This is a genomic window from Paraburkholderia sp. SUR17, assembly GCF_029536165.1.
GTDB classification, from domain to species: Bacteria; Pseudomonadota; Gammaproteobacteria; order Burkholderiales; family Burkholderiaceae; genus Paraburkholderia; species Paraburkholderia kururiensis.
Genome location: NZ_CP120509.1, coordinates 1,892,037 through 1,907,728 on the forward strand (window position 1 = coordinate 1,892,037; position 15,692 = coordinate 1,907,728).

The 15,692-nt window shown below is 59.6% G+C and carries 13 protein-coding genes and 2 pseudogenes; 8 read left to right on the top strand and 7 right to left on the bottom strand.

Annotation, left to right across the window (positions count from 1 at the left end):
- Window positions 1-4 precede the first annotated feature (4 nt).
- Both P2869_RS25790 and P2869_RS25795 read right to left on the bottom strand, forming a co-directional pair.
- A complete protein-coding gene (locus P2869_RS25790) occupies window positions 5-712 on the bottom strand; it encodes a succinate dehydrogenase/fumarate reductase iron-sulfur subunit (protein WP_277598358.1) in 708 nt (235 codons plus the stop codon).
- 293 nt (window positions 713-1,005) lie between these two features.
- Window positions 1,006-1,485 (bottom strand): annotated as a pseudogene (locus P2869_RS25795) (transposase); the annotation flags it as partial.
- Window positions 1,486-2,525: 1,040 nt separating this feature from the next.
- Between P2869_RS25795 and P2869_RS25800 the strand changes: the two are divergent.
- From P2869_RS25800 to P2869_RS25825, 6 genes and pseudogenes are all read left to right on the top strand, one after another.
- Window positions 2,526-2,933 (top strand): hypothetical protein, encoded by a 408-nt coding sequence (locus P2869_RS25800; protein ID WP_277598359.1) that lies wholly within the window; start codon window positions 2,526-2,528, stop codon window positions 2,931-2,933.
- A gap of 74 nt (window positions 2,934-3,007) precedes the next feature.
- Entirely contained in the window at window positions 3,008-5,191 is a 2,184-nt protein-coding gene (locus P2869_RS25805; RefSeq protein WP_277598360.1) for a phospholipase C, phosphocholine-specific, read from the top strand.
- A 455-nt stretch (window positions 5,192-5,646) separates the two neighbouring features.
- A pseudogene (locus P2869_RS25810) lies at window positions 5,647-5,830 on the top strand (IS5/IS1182 family transposase); the annotation flags it as partial.
- Window positions 5,831-6,037: 207 nt separating this feature from the next.
- Entirely contained in the window at window positions 6,038-6,790 is a 753-nt protein-coding gene (locus P2869_RS25815; RefSeq protein ID WP_277598361.1) for an SDR family oxidoreductase, read from the top strand.
- 644 nt (window positions 6,791-7,434) lie between these two features.
- On the top strand, window positions 7,435-8,241 hold the full coding sequence (locus tag P2869_RS25820; protein WP_026121601.1) for a hypothetical protein: 807 nt from the start codon (window positions 7,435-7,437) through the stop codon (window positions 8,239-8,241).
- A 19-nt stretch (window positions 8,242-8,260) separates the two neighbouring features.
- Window positions 8,261-9,019, top strand: coding sequence for a DUF6602 domain-containing protein (locus tag P2869_RS25825; RefSeq protein WP_277598362.1), 759 nt, complete (start codon window positions 8,261-8,263; stop codon window positions 9,017-9,019).
- A gap of 496 nt (window positions 9,020-9,515) precedes the next feature.
- Here P2869_RS25825 and P2869_RS25830 read toward each other — a convergent pair whose 3' ends face one another.
- Window positions 9,516-10,610 carry an NmrA family NAD(P)-binding protein gene (locus tag P2869_RS25830; RefSeq protein ID WP_026121600.1) on the bottom strand — a complete coding sequence of 365 codons (1,095 nt, stop codon included), beginning with the start codon at window positions 10,608-10,610 and terminating at the stop codon, window positions 9,516-9,518.
- Window positions 10,611-10,777: 167 nt separating this feature from the next.
- Entirely contained in the window at window positions 10,778-11,713 is a 936-nt protein-coding gene (locus P2869_RS25835) for a DMT family transporter (protein ID WP_017775490.1), read from the bottom strand.
- A 98-nt stretch (window positions 11,714-11,811) separates the two neighbouring features.
- Between P2869_RS25835 and P2869_RS25840 the strand changes: the two genes are divergently transcribed.
- The gene (locus P2869_RS25840; RefSeq protein ID WP_026121599.1) at window positions 11,812-12,720 is read left to right on the top strand and encodes a LysR substrate-binding domain-containing protein; all 909 of its coding nucleotides are present in this window, start codon (window positions 11,812-11,814) and stop codon (window positions 12,718-12,720) included.
- A gap of 251 nt (window positions 12,721-12,971) precedes the next feature.
- Here P2869_RS25840 and map read toward each other — a convergent pair whose 3' ends face one another.
- Both map and P2869_RS25850 read right to left on the bottom strand, forming a co-directional pair.
- The gene (map, locus tag P2869_RS25845) at window positions 12,972-13,739 is read right to left on the bottom strand and encodes a type I methionyl aminopeptidase (RefSeq protein ID WP_017775488.1); all 768 of its coding nucleotides are present in this window, start codon (window positions 13,737-13,739) and stop codon (window positions 12,972-12,974) included.
- On the bottom strand, window positions 13,736-13,948 hold the full coding sequence (locus P2869_RS25850; RefSeq protein ID WP_017775487.1) for a ParD-like family protein: 213 nt from the start codon (window positions 13,946-13,948) through the stop codon (window positions 13,736-13,738). Before P2869_RS25850 ends, map begins: the two co-directional genes overlap by 4 nt.
- A 221-nt stretch (window positions 13,949-14,169) precedes the next feature.
- Here P2869_RS25850 and P2869_RS25855 point away from each other — a divergent pair, with 221 nt between their 5' ends.
- Window positions 14,170-15,261 (top strand): PTS sugar transporter subunit IIA, encoded by a 1,092-nt coding sequence (locus tag P2869_RS25855; RefSeq protein ID WP_233425724.1) that lies wholly within the window; start codon window positions 14,170-14,172, stop codon window positions 15,259-15,261.
- Window positions 15,262-15,329: 68 nt separating this feature from the next.
- On the opposite strand, the gene P2869_RS25860 is transcribed toward P2869_RS25855, so the two are convergent.
- On the bottom strand, window positions 15,330-15,671 hold the full coding sequence (locus tag P2869_RS25860; protein WP_017775485.1) for a hypothetical protein: 342 nt from the start codon (window positions 15,669-15,671) through the stop codon (window positions 15,330-15,332).
- Window positions 15,672-15,692 lie beyond the last annotated feature (21 nt).

Sequence of the window (15,692 nt, forward strand, 5' to 3'; positions counted from 1 at the left end):
TGGTTCAGATCACTCGTCGTGCGAGCATGGTGCGGATTTCGCCGATTGCCTTCGCCGGGTTGAGACCTTTAGGGCAGACGTCCGTGCAGTTCAGTATCGTCCGGCACCGGAAGAGGCGATATGGATCTTCCAGATTGTCGAGTCGCTCGCCCGTCCCCTCGTCGCGGGAATCCACCAGAAAGCGATAGGCCTGCAGAAGGCCGGCTGGGCCGACATATTTGTCCGGGTTCCACCAATAGGAAGGACATGCGCTGGAACAGCATGCGCACAGAATGCACTCGTAGAGGCCGTCGAGCTGATCACGCTCCTCGGGCGTCTGGTGTCGTTCCCGCTCAGGCGGGGGTGTGTCGTTGATCAGGTAAGGCCTGATCGAGTGGTACTGCTTGAAAAACGCAGTCATGTCCACGATCAGGTCGCGCACGACGGGGAACCCAGGCAACGGGCGCAGGACCGTGTGGTGGGGAAGATCGTTGAGATTTGTCGTGCAGGCCAGACCGTTCTTGCCGTTGATGTTCATCGCATCCGAGCCGCACACGCCTTCACGGCACGAGCGGCGGAAGCTGAGCGTCTCGTCGAGCGACTTGAGCCGGACCAGGACATCGAGCAGCATCCGGTCGTCCGGCACCATCTCGATCTCAATACGCTGCATACGAGGAGCGGCGTCCTGATCCGGGTTGTAGCGATAGATATCGAACGTTCTCGTCTTGCTCACGACATCCCTCCATACAAGGCAGGTGGACCAGAAAGCAGTTCGCGAGGCGCCTATCACGTTGCGCTTTCGTTTCGAAACCAACGACGTGAGCGCACCGAGGTAGATCGACTACCTCCAAATATATCACAGCGTGATATATTTGGCGAACGGGCTTCGGCCCGTTGACGGCCGAGGGCGTGTAAAAACATGCGGAACGGCCGACCGGTGACGCCCGGGGGAACGCAGTTGCGTTAGACCAGCCGCAGGCGGATGACGTGATCGTGTTTTATTGGCGACAGCGTCGGCACGCGAGTTCACGCGCCGGCCAGCTTCATTGCACGCATCGTCTTTGCGAACCCGAGAATCCTGATCACGCGTTTGAGGTTGTAGGCCAGCACATGCAAGCTCATTTCGGCGGCGACATGGTTAAGTCCGCGCGTCTGGAAGTGCGTCGAACCCATCCAGTGCTTGAGTGTGCCGAACACATGCTCAACTGTCCGGCGTCGTATCGTCATGGCGTCTAGCTGACGATCCAGCCTGGACTGCATCGCCTCAAGCACCGCTTCATGTTTCCATCGGCGGATACGACGGTAATCAGCAGGCGTGCACTGGCTTTTCATCGGGCACTTCGGGCAAGCGCTACTCCAGTATGTTCTCTGCTCCAGCAGGTTAGCGCTTTCGAAGGAGGTGTATCGGTATATAGCCCGTTGACCCGCTGGACGCAGGTATTCGTCATCGCGTGCAATGTAGATGAAGTCGGCCCGGTCGAACCGCCCGTCCGCCTTTGCACCTGATTTCGGGCTTTTCGCCGTACCACCGGTCCTAGATAAACGGCGTCGGGGTTATGAAGTCGGCCAGCTCATGGAGGCCTTTGCGCTTCGCGATGGCGTCGATTACGGAAAGCCATCGCTACAAAATCAAGCGAGCTTCTTGATTGCACAGCGGGATGAGGTGTTTGCAGACCCTGTCGCATACGAGGAGGACTACGCGAAAGTTCACGAGCATCCCTGAGATGCAAATCAGGCTTCCCTCTTGATCGCTATCTTGACATGAATGAATTGACGGTTAGCCTCAATGCGTGGATTATTCAAAATAGAAACCATAACGATTTCAAATGCGGCGATTCGTACGAGCTTGCGCTAGAGTTTGGTGGTCCATCATTGATTCCATCCACCGAGTTCGCAATGCAGTACAAGCGAATTGACACATCCCGGTATGTCGTTGTCGCACTAGTGAAATTTTCGAGCCCCAAAGCGTGGATCATAGACTTTGGTGTGAACTTCTGTAAGGAGCGACTTCACCGAATACCACGAATACCAAATCTTCTCGATGAATGGGTGGCCACACGAATACAATTGCAAACCGCACTTCGGACGCGAGGTATTTCTGAAACTACAGGATCGCCCGGGCGTCACAGTGAGGGAGGTGAGTGGATTGATCGGAAGGGAACGGATGCGTGGGGAGGCGACGGAGGTCTAACAGAGTATCTTCTGCCACTTGAATTCCCTCATCACACTCATTCTCCTTGCCGTGCGATTGAATCGCTAAATCGCCGTACCACTTCCACCAGGAAATTCCATCAGATAATTTAGCCACGTTATTTTAAGACCTGATAAAAAACACACAACTCACGCACTCCAAACCTCCCACAATCCCCGCCCGTTCGGCTGGAATCCTCAAAAAATCTCATCGGTCGTCTCATCTTAATATTTCATTCACAATAAAAGACGGCATTGATTCGGCGAATTGCGTACCGCTTCATTCACAAATATGACACCAACTGTGATTCAAGATATGTCCGTCTTTAATTCAGGCATCGTGACAGGTCGGCAAAATGAAAGTATCCACGATACTGGGCGTGCTAGCAGTCGCGTTGATGCTGAACGCTTGCGACAAAACCCAGCCGCCCGAGGCGGCCGCGGTCCAGCCGGATGTCGCGGCGCGCTCGCTGCAACCAGCCCGCAACGCGGTCCGTCAGGTAGCAGGCGCCACCCGCTTCGGCGGCGCTCCCTCGGCAGAGATCCCCGCGCCCGGAACGCCCGTGCCGTCCACGATCGATCCGCCCTCGCCGGCCATCTCGATGTCGGCCGGCGTGACCGAAACCGTCGATCCGCCGCGCGCCGCCCCGCCGTTGGCGCAAGCGGTTGGACGCAGCCCCGATGGTGCACCGTGGGCGGCGGCCGAGCAATCCACCCCGGTCGTTCATTACCCGCCCGAACCCGCGGCGGATGAAAGCAATTGACCGGCCGTTTTTAGCAGTCGTCATAGCAAGCCGCCCACCCACGCACCACCCTATCTCTGACGAGAGGCTCAACCATGTCTACGTATAACCGACGACGTTTCCTGCGAACCGCCGCCTCGACGGCCGGCGCAGCCGCCGCCGTGACGATGTTCCCGGACGCAATCCGCAAGGCCCTGGCCATTCCGGCCGCCTCCGGCACCGGCTCGTGCCACGACATCCAGCACATCGTGGTGCTGATGCAGGAAAACCGCTCGTTCGACCATTATTTCGGGCATCTGCGCGGCGTGCGCGGCTACAACGACCGCTTCCCGATCCCGCTGGCGAGCGGCCAGCCGGTCTGGTTCCAGCCGTCCAGGGAGAATCCGCAGACGCCGGTGCTGCCGTTCCGCTATGACGTCAACAAGATCAGCGAATGCCTGGGCGATCTCGACCACAGCTGGTACCCGACCCATTACGCGATCAACAACGGCCGCATGGACGCCTGGCCGGCCAACAAGTCCGACCTGACGATGGGCTATCACGTGCGCGAGGACATCCCGTTCCACTACGCGCTGGCCGACGCATTCACGATCTGCGACAACTACTTCTGCTCGATGCCGGGGCCGACGCATCCGAACCGCATGTACCTCATGACCGGCATGGTGGACCCTACCGGCAAACAGGGCGGCCCCCTGCTCGACAACAACGACGCAGTCGATAACGACCTGCCGCCCAAGTGGGATCTGCTGACGTGGACCACCTATCCGGAGCGCCTGCAGGCCGCCGGCATCTCGTGGCAGATCTACCAGCAGGGCGTCAACGGCAACGATCCGGTGAACGGCAACTACGGCACGAACGTATTGCCGAACTTCGCCAACTTCATCAACGCGCCGGCCGGCTCCGCGCTGCAAACGCGCGGCAACGCGGTGCGCACGCTGGCCGACCTGAAGAACGACGTGCTGGCCAACCAGTTGCCGCAGGTCTCGTGGCTGTGCCCGCCGGCAATCTACTCGGAGCACCCGAGCTACACGCCGGCCTACGGTGCGACCTACATCGCCCAGATTCTCGACGCGCTGACGGCCAATCCGGAGGTGTGGAGCAAAACCGTCTTCTTCCTGATGTACGACGAGAACGACGGCTTCTTCGACCACATCGCCCCGCCCCAGCCGCCGACCAGTCGCGCCCAAGGGCTCTCGACCGTGGACGTGAGCGCCGAGATCCACAACGTCGTGAACCCCGCGCGCGGCGGCAACTACACCGCCGACAACCTGCCTTACGGAATGGGCCCGCGCGTGCCGATGATCGTGATCTCGCCGTGGACCAAGGGCGGCTACGTCAACTCGCAGGTGTTCGACCACACCTCGGTAATCCGCTTCATCGAACAGCGTTTCGGCGTGATGGAACCGAACATCAGCCCGTGGCGCCGCGCCGTGTCGGGCGACCTGCTGAGCTGCTTCGACTTCGGCACACCGGACGCGGCCGTCCCCAGGCTGCCGGACACCAGCAGCTACCAGGCGATGTCGGACGCGTCCTGCCAGAACCCGAAGGCCGTGGTGCCCTCGCCGCCGAACCCCGCGACGATCCAGACCCAGGAGCCCGGCGTGCGCGCCGCGCGCGCACTGCCCTACGAACTGCACGTGAACGGCCACGAAGCCGACCAGGACAACGCATTCCAGATCCGCTTCTCGAACACCGGCAAGGCGGGCGCGAGCTTCTACGTCTACGCGACCAACCGCAGCGACGGCCCGTGGCGCTACACGGTGGAAGCCGGCAAGTCGCTGGTCGATACCTTCGACCTGTCCGGCACGGAAGGCGTGTACAACTTCCTCGTCTACGGCCCGAACGGCTTCGTGCGCCAGTTCGTCGGCGCCATTGCGCAGGACAAGAAGGTGCGGCACCAGTCGGCCAGGCCGACGGTGGTCGTCGGGTATGACGAGACCAACGGCAACGTAGTGCTCAGGATTGCAAACAAAGGGCGCGAAGCCGTCAGGCTGTCCGTCACGGACAACGCGTATGGCGCGCAGACGCGTCACTTCGCGATTCCGTCGGAAGGGTTCGTCGAGGAAGTCTGGGCTCTCCGGCACAGCCACCAATGGTACGACCTGACGGTATCGGACGGCGCCGCCTTTGCCTGGCGCGCCGCCGGTCACGTGGAGACCGGCAGGAGCAGCTTCAGCGATCCGGCCGCGATGCGCGTCGTGACGGAACTGCCGCACTCCATCACCGCCTCGCCAGCGGCGATCGCGATGCAGGACCGGCAGGATACGGTGGACGTGTAAGAAGGACGGACACAAGTCACCTACGAAGCGCGCGCAGACCACGGCGACAGCCGGGGATAGGCCACGCAACATGAGTGTCGGAACGGCGCTCGAATAGATTGCCTGGTTTGCCGGATTCGGCAAACCAGGCATGCGTGTGCGTGACGAACTAGTGATTCCGTCCAGGTCGTTCTTGTCTTCTACACCGCTGTGGGCGAGACGGGCCGTGATTGCGTGCGGCTTCCGGTGGCACCGGCACGGGGCAAAGTCATCGCCCTTTTGCGCATGCGGTTAGCCCGCAGGTTTGCGGAACCGGCTGTTCAGACGCGACACCGCCGGGGTGGACAAGCGCAATTTCTCGCGAGTCTACGACGATGTGCTGCTTTAGCAGGCCGTTGAAATATCCCACACCGTCGTCATCCGTCCGGGAGCGGTAAGGTTGAAACAAGTAACTGGACAACCCTGGGACCGAAGCGATGCGCGGAGCCGACGGCTACATCGAGACGATGTTCACGATGGCGCGTCTGCATGACTTCGCGTCGGCCAATCACCCGATGCGCCCCAATTCGCACGTGACTGAACGACGCGCTCAAGCACATGGACCCGTTGTTCACGCGGATGTATGAGAGCGACGCGACGGGTGCGCAAAACAACGCTGCGCGCAGCGACGATCAGCGCTCGGGAGAAGATCAGCGTGCTGGTCGACGCGTCACAGGCACGGTCGCGATTCTACTCCGGGCGACCGGTGACAACTGACTCGGGACCTGGATCGAAAAACCTGGTACATCGTCGCTACTTTGAGACATTCGACACAGGGCTTTGAATCGCCGACAATCGCCAACCAACGATTGGCTTTTAGAGGACCGCATGGCCACTGTGAAAACCTCGGCTCCTGTCGCTCTTGTAACCGGCTCGACGTCCGGGATTGGGGCTGCAATCGGGCGACGGCTTTCAAAGGATGGATTCTCTGTCGTTCTCCACTCGCGCAGTTCTGTCGATGCAGGGCTCGCGTTGGCTCGGGACCTCGGTTCCGCCGCGTACTTGCAAGCCGATCTAGCCAACGATGCGGAGAGAGTGAATCTCATCCGTGACGCAATCGGCGTTTGGGGCCGACTCGACGTTCTGGTCAATAACGCCGGCATCAGTCGAGTTATCCCCCATAATGATCTGATGGCTGCCTCGCCAGACGTTTGGCACGAGTTGTATGAAGTCAATGTTGTCGCGCCGTTTCGCCTTGTAGCCGAAGCGCAATCGGCGCTGCGTGAAGCTGCGGTGCGAGGAAAGGTGGGGTGCGTCGTCAACGTGAGTTCGCATGCCGGAGTGCGACCTAAAGGTGCGTCCATTCCTTACGCAGCGACGAAGGCGGCGTTAAACCATGTGACACGTTTGCTTGCCCTTTCGCTCGCCCCAGACATACGAGTAAATGCTGTTGCGCCTGGCTTGGTCGATACGCCTCTCACGGCGGAGTGGACGCAGGTTCAGCAACTCTGGAAAGAGCGTTCCCCGATGCGGCGCGCCGCAAGCCCAGAGGATATTGCTCAGGCGGTTGCCTTGTTAGTCGCTTCGGATTATCTAACGGGCGAAATCCTGCTGTCGGACGGTGGTTTGAATCTCACGTAACCAAACCGCAACTAACCACTGCCGGCGTTCGGTGCACGTTGATCGCACGTCTAGCGATGCCCCGATCCGCACGCTGTCGGACTCAGGGCAGCCATCTGCGGACGTTGGCCAGCGCTGCCGATAGACGCTAAAGCGGCGGCTACGTCCAGATAACGATCGTTTGTTGAACAAGAATGCAACGAAGCAGGCGCATTCTGCGGCCTCTAGCACAGCCCCTACGTAGCGAGTTGACGCCATTATCAGGGGCTGTTTAAAGCGCCACTGTCCCTGATTAGCACGAGGCGCTTGCAGGCTGCGCAGTGTCAACTGCCGTCGTCACTCCAATAAACCTAGCGCAGAGGTTGCCGCCGACAATCCGCGTAGGGTGCTTGTTCGAGGTGCGCGCTGGCTGCGCTGTACGCCAGCCGCATGCGCGTCGAGCAGGGCTCGCTGCACGCTCGCCGAACCACCATCGATCGGGCAGCGTGGCCCGCTCTGCTATCAAGACACGCGCGGACGGGCGCATGGGGGCGTGCAGGCGCAAACGGGCGGCGTACGGTCCCGCAGAAATCTCCATCAAAATTGGGTCCGGGTGCGCAGTACAATTCATCTCGCTGACCCATTAACCGGATGCTGCCGGCCTTCCACTACCTTGAAGGGAAAGGATGAAATTCAGTCAACGTATGGGCATAAATCCCGTACCTGAGGCGCTTAAGCCGGACGCGATGCCAGACGCATTGCGCAACTCGCTCTGGAACGTTTTCCTGGACTGGAGCCAGCACAAAATCGAGGACCAGCTTCTCGCTTCGATTTGGCGGAATTACTGGAAACAGCCGATTGATACTTTGCGGCCCGATTCCGGCTACGGCGGCCGTTCCTTTTACGGTGCATGGCGGCAAGTTCGCGATCACTTTTTTGGAGTGAAATGGTTCGGCGTGTACGATTTTTTGGAGTTCGTTATCGGATTGCGGCAATTCTCCGGAATGGAACTTGGACGGGGAGTCAACTGGATACTTGAGCGCGAATTAGCAGCTTATCGGGTGATAGACGGACAGTTCGCGCAGATCACATCAAAACAGGAAGTCGATGCACTTGAGGAGGTGCTGAACGAGAAGGGCCGATTTGCGCCAGTAAGCGACCACTTGGTAACGGCACTGACCCATCTAAGCAACCGACAAAACCCGGACTATCGCAATTCCATCAAAGAGTCGATCTCGGCTGTTGAATCAATGGCCAAGATCGTCAGCGGCAAAGATAAAGCTGAACTCGGGGACGCTCTCGCAGCCCTAGAGAAACAAGGCAAGCTGCACGGCGCGCTACGGAAAAGTTACACGGCCCTGTACGGCTATGCCAGCGACGCGGACGGTATCCGTCATGCACTGATGGACGACCAAAACCTCACCGCCGAAGATGCCAAATACTTTCTGCTGGCATGCACAGCGTTTGTCAACTACTTGAAAACGTTGGTCTAACTCAACGTATGGTCCAATCATGCCGGATAAGAATGCCTATCAAACTTTGCTTCGAGCGCGAGTAAAAGCGGCAATCATTCAAGCCAAGGCCGCTGAAGCGTACACGCACAGTGGGACGAAGGGCAGCGTTCGAGAGACACTTATTCGTGAGCTATTTAGACCCCTCCTCCCGGCAGACATCGGAATCGGGACCGGCCAGATAGTTAGCGTGGGCGGACAGTGCTCTAGCCAAATGGACGTGGTCCTCTTCGACAGATCGCTATTGCCGCCGCTCTTGCACGACTATCAGATTGGGGTATTTCCAATCGAGTCCGTTCTGTACACGGTCGAAATTAAATCAACGCTGACAAAGGGCGATTTGGAACAAGCCCACAACGCGGCGAAGAATTTGCGCGGGTTTCTATACCAAGCAGCGACTGTGAGCACTCCCAGCCCCGCTGTAAGTACAATCTTCGCCCTGCGTTCCGACCTCTCGGAGAACGGCAAAAAAGAAGCCGAGCGATACCGAGAAATCTACGAGGCTGCGACGGAGACACCCTATCTAGCTGCTATCTGTGTAGCCGGGCGTGAATACTCCATTCAATGCTCTGATGGTTGTTGGAACGGTGCACCGGATGATGACGAGTTCGACGGCGTGCTTGGCTTCATTTCGGGTATGGCCAATACATACAAGGGTATCGCGCTGAGTCGTGGATCACCACAACTCGGCCGCTACATTAACCCGACGTTCAGCAAGACTTGGTTCATACCAGCTATGCGAGATGATCAGCGACCCTAGCCTTTGGCGTGTGTTCGTTTGCTCGTAGGGCGGTAGAATCTAGCTGCAGTTTGGCTGCAATTGAAGTGCATTCAGACCACTAACCAGCAATCCGCCGGTCGCATAGCAAAAACACAAGTCATTGTATCAAAAATGTTTTCTGGCGCGGAGGAAGGGCTCGAACCCCCGCCCCTCGGCTTGGAAGGCCGATCCATAAAGGGTGAGTTGGCGAATGGCTGCTGTACCTCACGAAAGGACCTAGAACCAGACAAGTGTCGAGCGGCTGAGAAGGGTCGCTTGATGCCTTTTGCATCGAGTCATGGCAGAGACGATCGTCGCGCTCGGTCGTCGGACTCTGGTCGGCCATGTCCGGACATTGGCATGCCGTTCCTCGTCGGCCGCCTTGGCGACAGCTTCGGACGTTGAGCGTCGACGATCTTCGCCGGCATCGCAGCGTGAGAAAGCGCGTGGCAAGTAGTGAGGCGTTTTGCAGTTGAACCAGACGTTCGCGAGGAACTTATAACGCGCCCTTCCTCTTGTCTTCGGACAGCTTCAAGACAGGCGGCGACCTGAGCAGATTTTCAGGCTGAACCCTTTCCCAGAGGCCTCCGTTGCCCAGTGCTCGTCCCAACTGGTCTTCGCGCCTGAGCCATTGTTCGACCGTCCTGATTCGCCCAGGATGAATTTCGTCGAGCAATGCGTAGTCTCTCTTGACGATCCCGTACTTCCACAGATTCCAGAAGCCGGTGAAGTTTTCGCGGAAGCTCATCGTACTTTTGTCGCGGAGATCGGCGTTATATCCGGAAGGCAAATCGGCCGCGGCTTTGAGCGGTCCGCTCCAGTATGCTTCGAGGTCGGTATCGATATATTGCGCGGGATGTCCGGTCACGGCTTCGAACGCCTCGGCAAGCTTCGCATACTCGACATGATCGATCGCGACCTCGAGATTCATGCCATTCGCACGCTCCGGATTGTCGAAAAGCCAACGTGCGTAGTACCCGCAGTCCTCAAGCGCTACATGCGGGACGGCGCCGTCACCGAGCGGCACCCGCCATGTAACGACGCCGTTTTCCACGGACGGCGTCATCGGTGTCATTGCCGAGATGGCCATCTCCATATACGGGCCGGTCGTAAGCAGCGCGGCGCCCATCCGGTCCCGGTTTGTCAGGTTCTGGAACAGAATCCATTCCCCTACGCGGCCTTTGCCATCATAGTGGCCTGTCCGAAACCGGGAATCGTATCCGGACCTTTTGAGCGCGTAATCGAGGTTTCCATATACGAAGAACTTGACACCTTCTTCGATGGCTATTTCATAGCATCGGATGGCCCAATAAATCTCAGTCTTCTCGCCGGTGTTGAATCCATCGAGATTGATATACGCTGCGTTGCAATTACGAAAACCGTCACGCAGAACCGCTTCATCGGCAAACGTGCCCTTCACGATCGAGACGTTCCCCAGAGTGGAGAGTTCGATGGCCCTTCGCGATTCAGGATCTCGGCTCAAGGCGCGCACGGCATATTTGCCGTCGGCGACGAGCGCCCGGATGACGGGCAATCCCTGTGCGCCCGTTCCACCGATGACGAATATGGTCGAGGGAACCCGTGAAGACATGTTTGTTCACGCTGGTATGAGTTGGATAGATTTGCTGACCGGGCGCTGCGCGCCAATGGCACGGATGTCAGCTTCATATGGCATCGGGCACCCGTACGCCGACCACTCGCCCGTGGACTTCCGTCGAGATGCCGAATTGCGGTCCGCGCGATATTTCATCGAAGCATTCATACGACACTGCGGCCCTGACCGGTTGCCTTCGCCGGACCGCGCGCCGCGGCTGCGCGTGGTTGCCGGCCGCGTTGCAGCAGAAACACACCACCGAGGATTGCGCCCATCGCGAACAGTTCGACTGCGCCGATCGGTTCTTGCGCGAGCCACGAACCCATCAGCAACGCAACGACCGGCGGAATGTACGTCACGCTGGACGCCGCCACTGCTCCGAGCCGTCCGACGATGAAGTAATAAAGGATGTAAGCGATCCCGGTGCCCGTCAGACCGAGTCCCAGCACGAGGCCGAGCAGCGCTCGCGCATCGCCGGTCACACGCACGATGCCGTGGAAATCTGTGACGCAGCCGATCAGGACCAGTGCGAAGCCGATCTGCCACGTCGAGAGGGCGAGCGGTGAGAGGTCCAGGCCGGAAAGAAAGCGGCGCGCGTACACGAACGAGCAGCCCACGCTCAGCGAGCCGGCGATCATATAGCCGACTCCGAGGAGGTTGACGCCAGCCGCGTGCGCATTCCACGGACGCGCGATCAGCAGTACGCCGACGAATCCGCAGACGATGCCCGCGATCATTCGCGCGTTCGGGCGCTCCTCACGCAGCAGCGCCCATGCGCACAGGAAGGAAAAAAGCGGGATGGCGCCGCTTAGCATCCCAGCAATGCTCGAGAACAGCAGGCCGGCTCCCTTCGCGAATGCGTAGTAGTAGATCACCGTCGCGAGCAGGGACATCACCACGAAATGGTGAGCGTGCCGGAGATGGCGCCATTTGAGTGCCTTACTGAAAAGCGCGACGGCCAGCAGCGGGATAAAGCCGAAAAGCACGCGCAGAAACACGATCTGGCTGGCAGCCAGATCGACGCTCGCCCACTTCATGAACAGGAAATTGGTGCCCCAGATCAGTCCGAGGGCGGCGAAGGCGAAATAAGCGGGGTTCATGACAGCGCACCGGAAAGCGGATGAAGTCCTGATTGTGTTCGGCCCGGTCATGCGCTACAAATGATTTAATGTCGACTATGGAATAGAAAAACTGAGTTATGGGATTGACTCCTCCACTGAAAGCCCTGCCTGCATTCGAAGCTGCCATGCGGCTCGGCAGTTTTACTCTTGCATCCCGGGAACTGAACGTGACGCCTGGTGCGATAGGGCAGCAGATTCAGAAGCTTGAGGAATGGCTCGGCGTTGCCCTGTTCGTACGCCAGATACGGCAGGTAACGCCCACAGAGGATGGTCGCGCCTACTTCGCGCAGATTCAACCCGCCTTGGCCGACCTCATTCATGCGAGCCATCGCATTCGTGAGCGTCGCGGTAGCGGCGTGCGGTTGTCGATGCCGCCGAGCTTCGCTGCCAAGTGGTTCGCCCCACGCATGGCCGACTTCCTGCAGGCAAACCCCGGGATTGCGCTGAGCCTGAGCACATCGACAACGATGGTCGACTTCGAACTGGATGGAGTCGATCTCGCGGTTAGGCATTTCGACGGGATGGATGCACGACTATCCGTTCAACTACTGTGCCATGACGAGGCCCGCGCGTATTGCCATCCGGCATACGCGAAACAGCGCCGATTGAAGCGCCCCGACGATTTGCGCACGGCGACACTGCTCCATAACACGCTACACCCGCACTGGGCCGCGTGGCTTGCTCGATTCAGCGGTCTCGACGGTTCGCGGATTGAAACCATTACCGGTATCAGGTTCGACCAGTCGTTGATGGCGATCGACGCCGCAGTGCGCGCGCAAGGCGTTGTGCTTACCAGCCCCCTGCTGGTAGAAGCGGAACTGGCTCGTGGAGAACTGATCGAGCCATTCGATAATGCGCTGGCGTTGGACGCCGGATACTACCTCGTCCATCCCGCCAGTGCCGGAACCAAACAGGCGGTTCAATTGCTCAAGGCGTGGTTTATCGGCAGCATCGCTGTGGGATGTGCGCGACGTGGGGGCATTTAGTCATCGAATTATCGTCTAAATGGCTGCTGTCGGCTCTAATGCCGACGCCGGATAATGCGATTCCGACCGGCAACAACGGGTCGATCTATGCCCTTTGGCCGCGCCCCCGCCGATCGCCGCACTCGGCATCGGACGCGAGCCGGCCATGAGCAGACTTACTCAATCGCCCGACCGATGTCCATTGACGATCGGCGAGCCGCCACGAATGACGACCTCGCGCCCGTATGCGCCAACGCGTGGTTGCCGAGCCGTCAATTGAGCATCGTTTCCTCGGGACGCAGCGTTAAGACACGTACGCCGTTTCGGGTCACGGCTACGGTGTGCTCGAACTGCGCGGACAGTTGCCCATCGCGTGTAACAACCGTCCAGCCATCGTCTTCAGTCCAAACGGCGGAACGTCCCTGGTTAATCATCGGTTCGATGGTGAATACCATGCCTTCCCGCAACATCAAACCCGTTTTCGGTTTCCCCCAGTGCAGCACCTGTGGATCCTCGTGCATTTCCCGCCCAATGCCATGCCCGCAATATTCTCTTACGACCGAATAGCCGTTTCTGCGAGCGTGCCGCTCAATGGCATAACCCACATCGCCAAGCCTCGCGCCTGGACGAACGGCGCTGATCCCCTTCCACATCGCTTCGTAAGTCACTTGCACGAGCTGTTTAGCCCGCGGCGACACGTCACCAACAAGGTACGTTTTGCTGGAATCAGCGATATAGCCATTTTTCTCTAACGTGATGTCGAAATTAACGATGTCCCCGCTTTGCAAGATATCTGTCGTGGACGGAACGCCATGGCAGACCACGTTGTTGCGGGAAGAATTGAGCGCGTAGGCATACCCGTACTGTCCTTTGCTTGCTGGGCGTGCGTCGAGTTCATTGACGATGAAGCTATCGACCAGATCGTTCACCTGCATCGTGGACATGCCGATCAAGCTCAATTGATCCAGATAGCCGAACACATTCGCCAGCAACTTGCCCGACTCCGCCAGTAATGCGATTTCTTCCGGTCTCTTGGTCATATCGAAGTCGCCTTGATGGCTGGTGCTACAACGCCAGCGGCTCGCATTTCCTGTGCGACGATCTCATTGAAACCCATCGTCGGATTCATTTCGCACAACATGCCGACCTTGATCCAGAAAGCAGCTTGCGCGTTAATTGACCTGCACGACACTGCACTTGCCTTTCGTATCTGATCGTGCAAATCGTCGTCGATATTGACAATGCCCACTCGCCCCTCCATATACGAAACATATATTAATCGTATATTCAAATCGGACGGGAGTGCAAGCGCTTTCCGGCAGGAGACGCCCGCAACTATCCTGATGAGGACCGCTCCGGGTCCGATAACGCCCCCACCTCCCGTATAGTCTTCAAACCTCCCCCCAGCACCACGAGTCCCCCATGACGCACCCGCTGTCCGCCCTGCGCGCCCTTGGGGCTCTCCTGAAAATGGCTCTCCTGAAAATCCGCAAACCGCGAACCGACATCGCCGGCACGGCGCGCCACGGCAACCCGATCGCATCCAAACCGCCCATCACCCCCGACACCCGTCGCCCCCCATCCACGAGCCGCTACGTGATGATGCACGTCACCGTGGACCCGCAGCACGCCACGCCGTTGCGCAAGGCGCTGATCCGCGACTGCTGCGACCAGCCCTGGACGTTACGCCTCACCTCCCTGCACGCCACCGGCCGCGTGCGGCTTTCGCTGTATCTGCCGAAGTCCGCGGTGAGCGGCGCGATGCTGCGCGTGGCACATCTGGCGCCCACGGCCGAAATCGGTCGGTTGCTCGAAATTCCGGCCGCGCCCACTGGCGCCTGGCAGGACCTCATCCACGGCGACGCGCGTGCGCGCGCCGAATCGACCGCAGACTCAACCAGCCAAGAGGCCGCACAGGCCGGCGCGGCGCTGGCGCGGCTGCTTTCGCCCGCACGTGTGCTGCTCGATCTGGAAATCGCGGATCGCGAAACGCTGTTCGCACGGCTCGGCGAACTCGCCGAACACAAAGCGGGCCTGCCCGCCGATACGGTCACGTCGGCGCTCGCCGCGCGCGAAACAATGGGGTCGACGGGTCTGGGTCAGGGGGTGGCCGTGCCGCACGGGCAGGTCAAAGGATTGCGCGAAGCCGTGGCGCTCTACACGCGGCTAGCCACGCCTATCGCGTTCGATGCGCCCGACGCGAAGCCCGTGCGCGACGTCGTGATGCTGCTCGTGCCCGAATGGGCGACAAGCACGCACCTGCATCTGCTCGCAGACGTCGCGCAGCGCTTTTGCGATCAGCGCTTTCGGGATCAACTGCACGCATGTGCCGACGCGACTGCGGTATGCCGGTTGTTCGGCGGCGCGTATGAACAAAGCGCGTATGAACGAAAGTCTGGGACAAACGCCACATCGGCATCGCCGCCAGGCGAAGCGAACGAAGATAACGGCGTTGACGCATCGGCTCAACGGGGCACATCGATCGCCGGCTCGCAGGTCATCGTCCCGCTCCCGCAAAACCGCAGCGGCAACACTAGCGGCAACGACTCTACCGACGCCTGAACGCGCAGCCCGTCGCGCTTCACGAACAAACGTCCGGCCTGTCACCCGCCGCGTCACACGCGCAGCGCTTACGCCGTGCGCCGTCTCACATGCCCGATGGTCGCCTCGGGCACCGTGGCAATCAACGTATGAATGGCAAAGTCGAGATCGTCGGGCGAGATGTCGAGGTGCACGCGCACCCCGACACGTGTGCCGTCATGCACGGCTTGCGTATGCGCGACGTACACGCCCAGCGCGGAATGGAGCAGCGCCGTGAGTCGCTCGCGCGTCGATGCGGCATTCGCGCAATCGAGCGTAATGGGCAGCAGGACGCGGGAAGAAGGAAACGGGATGACGTTGTTGCGCGGGGCGCGGGGTTCATTGCGGTCTGCGCCGCTCTCGAACGCCCGGGCCGGTTGAATCGGAGCCATTGTGTTCTGCGAGGTTGCCCT